The 756-nt window shown below is 44.0% G+C and carries 2 protein-coding genes; both read right to left on the bottom strand.

What is annotated here, in order from left to right; all coding sequences use genetic code 11:
• The coding region (gene ccmI, locus R7Q11_RS25930; protein WP_225466972.1) for a c-type cytochrome biogenesis protein CcmI at positions 1 to 291 on the bottom strand (291 nt) is incomplete at its 3' end.
• Positions 291 to 755, bottom strand: a complete 465-nt coding sequence (locus R7Q11_RS25925; protein WP_225466971.1) for a cytochrome c-type biogenesis protein — start codon at positions 753 to 755, stop codon at positions 291 to 293. The genes ccmI and R7Q11_RS25925, both read right to left, overlap by 1 nt.
• Position 756 lies beyond the last annotated feature (1 nt).

Genomic DNA, 756 nt, shown 5'->3' with positions numbered 1-756 from the left:
AGAAGGAATAAGCACTGCCATCGGCGAGACCTTGGTTTCCTGACTCATTTTCTGTGCAGGAATATCATCCAAAAGTGACTGCTTAAGATCAGAAATCAGATCTTCTTGACTCTCGACAAGACCTTCTTCTGTTTCTTCTTGAAGCTCAGAAAGACGATCTTTATAAAAAGCTTTGTTCAACTCATCACGTAAGATGTCGTCGTTGTTTGCTTTCTGCTTCAAAAGAGGCAGCGCAACTAACGCACAAGCAATCAACGTAAGAATAACGGTGGAAATCCAAAATAGAGTCATTACTTATTATCTCCGTTATTCTCTTCTTCAAGCAGTGCTTTTAAACGCGCTTCTTTTTGCTCGTCCCATTTCTCGTCGTTGTTTGCCGTGACTTTTGCTTTTGACTTTCGGCTACGAAGCACGATCAAACCAAAACCGCCCAAAACCACAGCCAGTGGACCAAGCCATAAAATCGCTGTCGACATAGTGAATGGCGGATTGTAAGTCACGAAGTTGCCGTAGCGCGCGATCATGTAATCGACGATCTCTTCTTTTGACTTGCCCTCTTTCGTCATTTCGTAGACCTTGTGGCGCAAGTCTTGAGCAAGTTCGGCATTCGAATCAGAGATGGTGTTGTTCTGACATTTAGGGCAGCGCAATGTGTGTCCTAGCTCTTTGAACTGTTGCTTCTGCTGTTTGTTGTTAATCTCATACTCTTCAATTGCAGCATGTGCCGTCGACGAGAATGTTAGGGCTGCATACACT

This window comes from Vibrio sp. 970 (assembly GCF_033339075.1).
The sequence above is the reverse complement of the archived record's forward strand: the minus strand, read 5'-3'. Positions and strand labels throughout refer to the sequence as shown.